At 61.2% G+C, this 8,531-nt stretch carries 8 protein-coding genes; 5 read left to right on the top strand and 3 right to left on the bottom strand.

Annotation, left to right across the window (positions count from 1 at the left end):
* Positions 1 to 273: 273 nt before the first annotated feature.
* The 3 genes from arcC to WMO66_RS07355 are packed head-to-tail and all read right to left on the bottom strand — an operon-like array spanning position 274 to position 3,861.
* Positions 274 to 1,203: a carbamate kinase gene (arcC, locus tag WMO66_RS07365; RefSeq protein WP_349135765.1), complete on the bottom strand. Its 930-nt coding sequence runs from the start codon at positions 1,201 to 1,203 to the stop codon at positions 274 to 276.
* A 25-nt stretch (positions 1,204 to 1,228) separates the two neighbouring features.
* Positions 1,229 to 2,422 (bottom strand): knotted carbamoyltransferase YgeW, encoded by a 1,194-nt coding sequence (gene ygeW / locus WMO66_RS07360; RefSeq protein ID WP_349135764.1) that lies wholly within the window; start codon positions 2,420 to 2,422, stop codon positions 1,229 to 1,231.
* 44 nt (positions 2,423 to 2,466) lie between these two features.
* Positions 2,467 to 3,861 (bottom strand): YgeY family selenium metabolism-linked hydrolase, encoded by a 1,395-nt coding sequence (locus tag WMO66_RS07355; RefSeq protein WP_349135763.1) that lies wholly within the window; start codon positions 3,859 to 3,861, stop codon positions 2,467 to 2,469.
* Between the two features lie 344 nt (positions 3,862 to 4,205).
* Here WMO66_RS07355 and WMO66_RS07350 point away from each other — a divergent pair, with 344 nt between their 5' ends.
* The 5 genes from WMO66_RS07350 (at position 4,206) to WMO66_RS07330 (ending at position 8,422) form a co-directional block, all read left to right on the top strand.
* Positions 4,206 to 4,574 carry a hypothetical protein gene (locus WMO66_RS07350; RefSeq protein WP_349135762.1) on the top strand — a complete coding sequence of 123 codons (369 nt, stop codon included), beginning with the start codon at positions 4,206 to 4,208 and terminating at the stop codon, positions 4,572 to 4,574.
* Positions 4,575 to 4,616: 42 nt separating this feature from the next.
* Positions 4,617 to 5,270 (top strand): helix-turn-helix transcriptional regulator, encoded by a 654-nt coding sequence (locus WMO66_RS07345; RefSeq protein WP_349135761.1) that lies wholly within the window; start codon positions 4,617 to 4,619, stop codon positions 5,268 to 5,270.
* Complete coding sequence (locus WMO66_RS07340; protein ID WP_349135759.1) at positions 5,263 to 6,735, top strand: pyridoxal-5-phosphate-dependent protein subunit beta; 1,473 nt, start codon at positions 5,263 to 5,265, stop codon at positions 6,733 to 6,735. The genes WMO66_RS07345 and WMO66_RS07340 overlap by 8 nt, the downstream gene beginning before the upstream one ends.
* Positions 6,736 to 6,812: 77 nt before the next feature.
* Positions 6,813 to 7,178 carry a hypothetical protein gene (locus WMO66_RS07335; RefSeq protein ID WP_349135758.1) on the top strand — a complete coding sequence of 122 codons (366 nt, stop codon included), beginning with the start codon at positions 6,813 to 6,815 and terminating at the stop codon, positions 7,176 to 7,178.
* Positions 7,175 to 8,422, top strand: coding sequence for a threonine synthase (locus tag WMO66_RS07330; protein WP_349135757.1), 1,248 nt, complete (start codon positions 7,175 to 7,177; stop codon positions 8,420 to 8,422). Before WMO66_RS07335 ends, WMO66_RS07330 begins: the two co-directional genes overlap by 4 nt.
* The last annotated feature ends 109 nt before the right edge of the window (positions 8,423 to 8,531 follow it).

The following is an 8,531-nucleotide window of genomic DNA, read 5'->3' as shown; positions in this document are numbered from 1 at the left end:
GCCACGTCGGCCTCCGGCCTCCTCGCAATGACAAATCGGGAGTATTTGCCATTACCGTTTTAGTGTTACCCTGTACGGATCGGCAGCGATGCGCCGGGAGGGGACAGCCCGGCCCCTACAGCGCATGACCGGCGGTCTTGTGAAATTTTCCACTTTCCAGTTTCATTTCCCGCGTGCCGCTTCCCTGCATATGTGTTATCCCATATTGCAGAAGGGCCTGCTGCGGGGTTCATGCAGCAGGCCCTTTGCTCCCCGGGAAGGGAACAGACGATATCAGAGATGGACGACCGTACCGGCCTCGCCGCGGACGGCGGCTCCGGCCTGCGCGAGCGAGGCGATGATGGCCTGCCCGCCGGTCTTGGCGAACGAAACGGCGGCCCTGACCTTCGGCAGCATGGAGCCGGGGGCAAAATGGCCCTCCTCGCAGTAGCGCTCCGCTTCCGCAACGGTCATTTCCGCAAGGCTCTTCTGGTCCGGCTTGCCCCAGTTGATGCAGACGCGGTCCACCGCCGTCAGGATGACGAGGGCGTCGGCCTGCACGAGCTCTGCGAGCTTGGCAGAGGCAAAGTCCTTATCGATGACGGCGGGCGTGCCGTAGAGCTTGCCGTCCCGGCGCACAACGGGGATGCCGCCGCCGCCCACCGTGATCACAACGCAGCCGCCGCTGATCAGGGCGCGGACGGTGTTCTTTTCGATGACGTCCACGGGCTTCGGTGAGGGAACGACCTGGCGGTAGCCGCGGCCCGCGTCCTCGACCATGGTGTAGCCCTTTTCGGCGGCGATGCGCTCGGCCGTGGCCTTGTCATAGAACGCGCCGACGGGCTTCGTGGGCTTCCGGAAGGCGGGATCGTTCTCGTCCACCAGCACCTGCGTGACGACGGTGGCGACGTCCTTCTGCAGGCCGCGCGCGGCAAGCTCGTTGCCGATGGCGTTCTGCAGGTGATAGCCGATGTAGCCCTGGCTCATGGCGCCGCACTCGGGGAAGGGCATATCGGACTTGATGGCGCCGGCCTCGGCGGCCGTGGCCATGCCCAGATTGATCATGCCGACCTGCGGGCCGTTGCCGTGTGCAATGACGACCTCGTTGCCCTGCTCGATGAGATCCACGATCGGCTTTGCCGTTTCCGTGACGAGGGCGAGCTGCTCATAGGGCGTGCTGCCCAGCGCATTGCCGCCCAGCGCGATGACGATGCGTTTTCCCATGGTAATTATCCTCCTGCTGTGCGGCTCAGAACATCTTGCGCTTGTTGTCGGCAGCGTCGAGCTCCATGAGAGCCTTGACGGGGTCCTTGACCTGCGCCAGGAAGATCATGGCGGCGATGATATACGGCTTGAAGGAGGCCTGCTTGTACAGCGGCACAAGATAGCGGTCAAACACGGAGTTGTCGACCTCGCCCTCCGGGCAGCTCAGGCCGGAGATGTCGGCGGGCAGGCAGTGCAGATACAGCGCCTTGCCGTCCTTCGTGAGCTTCATCATCTCCTCGCTGCAGGTCCAGTCCTTGTGCTCGGCATTCTGCGCCAGCAGCTCCTTCTCCAGCTCGTCGATGCCCTTCTGGTCGCCCTTGACATAGAGCTCGGAGCGTCTTTCCATAGCCTGGAACGGAGCCCAGGACTTCGGATAGACGATGTCGGCGTCCCGGAAGGCTTCCTTCATGTCGTTCGTCTTGTGGAACTTGGAGCCGTACTTCTCGCAGTTCTTACGGGCGATCTCCTCGACCTCGGGGAAGACGTCGTAGCCCTCCGGATGGGCCAGCGTGACATCCATGCCGAAGCGGGTGAACAGGCCGATGACGCCCTGCGGAACAGACAGCGGCTTGCCGTAGGACGGGGAATAGGCCCACGTCATGGCGACCTTCTTGCCCTTGAGGTTCTCGACGCCGCCGAAGTAGTGGATGACGTGCAGCATGTCGGCCATGCACTGCGTCGGATGGTCGACGTCGCACTGCAGGTTCACGAGCGTCGGACGCTGCTCGAGAATGCCGTCGCGATAGCCCTCTTCCAGAGCGTCCATGAACGTCTTCTGGTACTCGTGGCCCTGATGGATGTACATATCGTCGCGGATGCCGATGACGTCGGCCATGAAGGAGACCATGTTCGCAGTCTCGCGGACGGTCTCGCCGTGGGCGATCTGGGACTTCTTCTCATCGAGGACCTGCTCCTCCAGACCCAGCAGGTTGCACGCAGAGGCGAACGAGAAGCGGGTACGGGTGGAGTTGTCGCGGAACAGGGAGATGCCGAGGCCGGAATTGAAGACCTTCGTGGACTTGTTGCGCTCGCGCAGGTCGCGCAGAGCGTCGGCCACGGTGAAGACGGCGTCGATCTCGTCGTCCGTCTTGTCCCACGTCCAGTAGAAGTCGGTCTTATACATGTTATTGATATGGAGCTTTTCGAGGTGTCTTGCCAGTTCAACAGTCTTACTCATGATCGTTCTCCTATTTTTTATTATATTTGGGGTAAGCAGAAAAATTACTTGATGTCGTTGCCGGTCAGCTCCTGACGGAACTCGGCCTCGGTGATCTTGTTTTCGGGCTTGTACAGACCGGGAACGGCGGCATAGAGCGCGGCGCAGACGACGAGATCCTGCTTCCAGGTGATCTCGTTCGGCGCATGGGCCTGCGACTCGGCGCCGGGGCCAAAGCCGACGCACGGGATGCCGTAGCGGCCCTGGATGGAAACGCCGTTCGTGGAGAACGTCCACTTGTCGGTCAGCGGACGGCCTTCGCGCTTGGAGCGCGCGGTCTCGTCGGCCCAGAGGCGCTTATCGCCCCACAGAGCGTGGTGCGCGTCGACAAGGGCCTGCACATGGGCGGCGGATTCCTTGTTGATCCACGTCGGGAAGAAGCACTCCGTCTCATAGACGTGGCCCGTCCATGCGGGACGGTCATACATATACATCGAGACCTTGACGTCCTTGGCGTACTTCCTGCAGGCAGGCAGGTCCTCGATCTCCTTCAGGCAGGACTTGTAGGTCTCGCCTGCCGTCATACGGCGGTCGATGGAGATGGAGCAGGAGTCCGCAACGGCGCAGCGGGGCGGGGACGTGTAGAAGATCTGCGACGTCGTGCAGGTGCCGCGGCCGAGGAAGCGCGCGTCTTCCCAATGCTCGGGGTTGTACTTCGGGTCGAGCATCTTGACAAGGCCCTTGATCTCCTTGTCATCGGCGGCGTCGTTCTCGTTGAGGTCGCGGACGTTCAGCAGGACCTCGGCCATCTTGTGGATGGCGTTGTCACCGCGCTCCGGAGCGGAGCCGTGGCAGGAGACACCGTGCATGTCGACGCGGATCTCCATACGGCCGCGGTGGCCGCGATAGATGCCGCCGTCCGTCGGCTCGGTGGAGATGACGAACTCGATCTTGCTGCGGGCATCCTCCGGTCCGTTGAAATATTCATTGACGATGGACTGCCAGCACATGCCGTCGCAGTCCTCCTCCTGCACGGAGCCGACGACCATGATCTTATAGCCCTCGGGGATGAGACCAAGGTCCTTCATGATCTTCGCGCCGTAGGCAGCGGAGGCCATGCCGCCCTCCTGGTCGGAGCCGCCGCGGCCGTAGATGATGTCGTCCGTCTCATAGCCCTCATAGGGGTCGTTCGTCCAGTTGGCGCGGTTGCCGATGCCGACGGTATCGATGTGGGAATCGATGGCGATGATCTTCTCGCCCGTGCCCATCCAGCCGATGACGTTGCCGAGCTGATCGATCTCGACCCTGTCATAGCCGAGCTTCTCCAGCTCCTGCTTGATGCGCATGACGACGCCCTTTTCTTCGCAGCTTTCACTGGGGATGGCGATCATGTCCCGCAGGAAACGGCTCATGTCGGCACGATAGCCCTCGGCCGCACGTTTGATTGCTTCAAAATCCATCGTGGTACCCTCCATTATCTATTCATTCCGTACCGCAGTGCGGATATGCAGGCAGTCTGCGGTTCTCTGCTCCTATCTTACCATATCCTGCACAGAAGTCAAACAAATTTTTTTCAAAACAAAAAAATTTTGGAAAAAACAATTGATTTCTCCCGGCTATAATGGTATCATAGGGTCAGGAAAATCCAAACAGGGACGCTCTGACCGGCAAAAACCGGAAGTTCGTCATTCCGAGGAGCGAAGCGGCGTGGGGCTCTCAGGCACCATATTTCGTATTCGCCGGGGATCCTCAAAAATCCGGAATGATCCCGCGAGATTGCCACGGCCCCTTGCGGGGCCTCGCAATGACAAGCCTGACAGCGGGCAGTATGCGTGAGGGATTTCTTCAGAGTTTCCCAACAGGGAAGCTCGGAAGAAATCAGCAAGAGCGGTTGGCGAGAGATTTTTCGTCGAGTCGAGGTTCGGGGAACGCAGGAATACTTTGTGTACTCCAAACCTTCCAAACCGATGAATTGGCAGAAAATATCCGGCATCTGCCGCAGAGGATTTCTTCAGAGTTTTCCCAACAGGGAAGCTCAGAAGAAATCAGCAAGAGCGGAGGGCGAGAGATTTTTCGTCGAGGCGAGGTTTGGGGAACGCAGGAATACTTTGTGAATTTCAAGTTCCCCGAACCGATGGATCGGCGGAAAAGCTCCGGCATCCGCCGCAGATGATTTCTTCAGAGTTTCCCCCCAAAAAAGAAAGGGGCGCTGCGATTGCTGAAACCGAATGAACTGGAAACGCTCCGCCAGATGGCGAGAGGCCTCGCGGCGCAGTTTGGAAGCAACTGCGAGGTCGTTGTACACGAGATCTCGGAGCGCAGCACATCACACTCCGTCGTGGCCATTGAAAACGGCCATGTCTCCGGCCGCAAGCTCGGCGACGGTCCCTCACAGGTCGTGCTCGAGCAGCTCGGCAAGGACGGCCGCGCGCCGGAGGACCAGCTGTGCTATCTCACCCGCACGCCGGACGGCAAGCTGCTGAAATCGTCGTCCATCTACATCCGCGACGAATCCGGGCGCGTGTGCGCCATTTTCTGCATCAACTTCGATATTTCCGCGCTGGCCATGGCCGAGCAGGCGCTCGCCGGGCTGACGTCCGCCCACCCCGCCGGGGAGGAAACGCCCCGCATCACGCATAATGTCAACGACCTGCTCGACGATCTCATCGAGCAGTCCGACCGTCTCATCGGCAAGCCGGTCGCCCTGATGAGCAAGGAGGACAAGGTGCGCGCCATCCATTTCCTCAATGAGCACGGCGCGCTGCTCGTCACAAAATCCGGCGACAAGATCGCGAAACATTTTGGCATTTCCAAATACACGCTATATTCTTATCTTGACGTAAAAACTGGAGGAAAGAGCAATGATTGATCTTCGCATCAACAAGGAAGGCCTGAAGCACAACATCGAGAAGGCCAAGGAAAACCACATCATCATCCCGACCATCGCGCAGATGCAGAATCCGGATCTCATCCCGGAGAAAATCAAGGAAAAGCTGACCCATACCGGCCTGTGGGACGTCGACCCCGTCAACCTGTTCCGCATTTCCTGGCACAACGAGGCCAAGGAGTTCGGCGGTCTGTATCAGCACACCCCGAATTATGTGGAGATCCCCTCCAGCCTGTCCGGCGTGCCGTGCCGCATCCTTGCCATGTCCGGCAAGTGGTTCCCCACGGGCTGCCATAAGGTCGGCGCTTCGTTCGGCTGCCTGGCTCCGCGCCTCGTGACCGGTCAGTTCGACGCCACCTATCATCACGCCGTTTGGCCGTCCACCGGCAACTACTGCCGCGGCGGCGCCTTCAACTCCAAGCTGCTGGCCTGCGACTCCGTCGCCATCCTGCCGCAGGATATGTCCAAGGAGCGCTTTGACTGGCTGAAGTCCATCGCCGGTCAGATCATCGCCACGCCGGGCTGTGAGTCCAACGTCAAGGAGATCTTCGACAAGACGTGGGAGCTGAAGAAGGATCCGTCCATGATGATCTTCAACCAGTTTGCCGAAATGGGCAACCCGCTGTGGCACTACAATGTCACGGGCTACGCCCTGGCCGATCTGTTCGAGGCCGTAAAAAAGCCCGGCCAGCGTCTGGCCGGTGCCTGCTTCACCTCCGGCTCCGCCGGCACGATGTCCTCCGGCGATCTGCTGAAGGAGCGCTATCCCGGCATGAAGCTCGCCGTCGGTGAGGCCCTGCAGTGCCCGACCATTCTGGACAACGGCTTCGGCGGCCACCGCATCGAGGGTATCGGCGACAAGCACATTCCCTGGGTCCATAACGTGAAGAACACCGATATGGCCATTGCCATCGACGACGAGGACTCCCAGCGCCTGCTGCGACTGTTCAACTGCAAGGAGGGTCAGGAGTACCTGAAGTCCCTTGGCATGACGGACGAGCAGATCGAAAAGTTCACCTGGATGGGCATCTCCGGCATCGCCAACGTGCTGTGCTGCATCAAGATGGCCAAATACTATGAGCTGACCGAGGACGACGTCGTTGTCACCGTCCTGACGGACTCCGCCGTCATGTACAAGTCCCGCGTGGAAGAGCTCAACGCCCAGCACGGCGCCTATTCCGCCTTCGAGGCCGAGAAGGATCATGCGCTGCACATGCTCGGCCTGAAGACCGACAGCATGCTCGAGCTGACCTACACGGAGCGCAAGCGTGTGCACAACCTGAAGTATTACACCTGGGTCGAGCAGCAGGGCATGAACGTCGAAGACCTCAACGCCCAGTGGTACGACACGAAGGGCACCTGGGACGCCGTCCATGCACAGGCAAAGGACCTCGATGAGCTCATCGACGCCTTCAACGACGAGGTCGGCATCCTCAAAACACTGTAAGTTTTTAAATTCCGACAATCAGCCCGTGCCGGGGTGGGTCATCCCGCTCCGGCACGGTTTTCATCCACGGAGGCCCCATGAAACCATTCCGGAACCGCCTGCGCGATGCGCTCGCACCGCTCATCCCGGTCGTCCAGGTCGCCCTGATCACGGCGGCGGCCATCGGCAACGTTCTGATCGCCGCGTCGATCTTTCTGAACGCCAAAAAGCTCGGCGCGCTCTTTCTGCCGGCGCTGGCGCTTTACTTTGTGCTGCTGACCGTCCTGCTGGCTGCGATCCTGCGCCGCCGGGAGCTGGACCGGCTGCACGCCCTTGTCGGCGACGAGCAGTTCTATGAATGGTACCCCCGGCAGCGCCGCCGGGACGAGCGCCGCCGGGCCCGGATGAAACGAGCACTGGAAAAACACGACCGGAAAGCCCGGAGAAAGGAACCGAAGCGATGAACCATGTAAAATGCGGCCGCTGCGTGCGCTGCGGCCGGGAATATCCCGCCGTTCCGAATCTGACGAACTGCGAATGCGGCGGCATCCTCGACATCATCTATGACTATGACCGGATCAGGACCGTGCTGACCCGCGAGACGCTGAAGAACCGCACGGAGCGCTCCATGTGGCGCTACCGCGAGCTGCTGCCCGTCGAGCCGGAGACGCCCGCGCCCCCGCTGCGCGTCGGCTGGTCGCCGCTGTATGAGGCCGACCGCCTTGCAAAGGAACTCGGCATTGCGAAGCTCTGGGTCAAGGACGACGGCCAGAACCCCACGGCCTCGCTGAAGGACCGCGCCTCCGCCATGGCCGTCGCCAAGGCGCAGGAGGCAGGCGCGCATGTCATCGCCTGCTCGTCCACGGGCAACGCTGCCTCGTCCCTCGCGGGCAACGCTGCGGCCGCCGGGCTCCAGACGTTTATTTTCGTCCCGTCCCGCGCGCCGAAGGGCAAGGTCGCCCAGCTCATGACGTTCGGCGCGACCGTCATCTCCGTGCAGGGCAGCTATGAGGACACGTTCGAGCTGTCGAAGCAGGCCATTGACCGCTGGGGCTGGTACAACCGCAATGCAGCCATCAACCCCTACCTCTCCGAGGGCAAGAAGACCGTCGCCTATGAGATCGCCGAGCAGCTCGACTGGCAGATGCCGGACTTCATCGCCATCTCCGTCGGCGACGGCTGCACGATCGCCGGTCTTTGGAAGGGCCTGAAGGACCTCCATGCCGTCGGCCTCATCGACCGTCTGCCGCGCCTCATCTCCGCGCAGGCCGAGGGCTGCTGCCCCATCAACCGCGCCATTGCGGAAAATCGCCCGTGGGAACCCATGGAGGAGAACACGCTGGCCGACTCCATCGCCGTCGGCGTGCCGCGCAATGCGGACAAGGCGCTCATGGCCATCCGCGAGTCGAACGGTCTGGTCGTGAATGTCTCCGACGCCGAGATCATGGCGGCGCAGAAGCTGCTCGGCCGCACCTGCGGCGTGTTCGGCGAGCCCGCCGGTGTGACCGGCACGGCCGGTGTGAAGAAGCTGTGCGAGCAGGGCGTCCTGCCGAAGGATGCGACGGTCGTGTCCGTCGTGACCGGCAACGGCCTGAAGGACGTCGCCAATGCCATCAAGGCCTGCGGCGAGCCGATCTCCATCCCGTCCGATATGGACCTGCTGCTGCGTGCCTTCGACGAGCACGGCATCAATGCCGATGTGAAATAAGATGTTGCAAACAGCCGTGCTGCGGGAGAAACCGCAGCACGGCTGTTTTGATCGTAAAATTGCAAGAGACGGGGATCGGCAGTGCGTTGTAGGGGAGCGGCATGCCGCT

The sequence above is a fragment of the Faecousia intestinalis genome (assembly GCF_040096185.1).
In the GTDB taxonomy this organism is placed as follows: Bacteria; Bacillota; Clostridia; order Oscillospirales; family Oscillospiraceae; genus JAZOXB01.
This window is presented reverse-complemented; position numbering and strand designations above follow the sequence as displayed.